The organism is Hyphomonas sp. UBA3601 (assembly GCF_002375605.1).
GTDB lineage: Bacteria > Pseudomonadota > Alphaproteobacteria > Caulobacterales > Hyphomonadaceae > Hyphomonas.
This window is the reverse complement of the sequence record NZ_DFME01000130.1, coordinates 1-221: the sequence shown is the minus strand read 5'-3', so window position 1 is coordinate 221 and position 221 is coordinate 1. Positions and strand designations below refer to the sequence as shown.

The following is a 221-nucleotide window of genomic DNA, read 5'->3' as shown; positions in this document are numbered from 1 at the left end:
GTCCAATAGGTGTCGATGTCGTCAATCGGCGGCTGGGTCAGCTTGCGGTCGCCGCGCACGAGATTTGCGAACGACATCTGCTGGGAGGTGGCGAGATATTCCGCTTCCTCATTCGTCTCGGCAGCGATGATGTTCACGCCGATCAGGGCATAGGGGGTCTTCTGCTGATCTGATGGCTGGAAGTTGGCGCGATAGGTAGCCAGCGCATCATCCAGCGCCTG

At 59.3% G+C, this 221-nt stretch carries 1 pseudogene; it reads right to left on the bottom strand.

What is annotated here, in order from left to right:
• A pseudogene (locus B4F73_RS14820) lies at positions 1-221 on the bottom strand (alkane 1-monooxygenase); the annotation flags it as partial.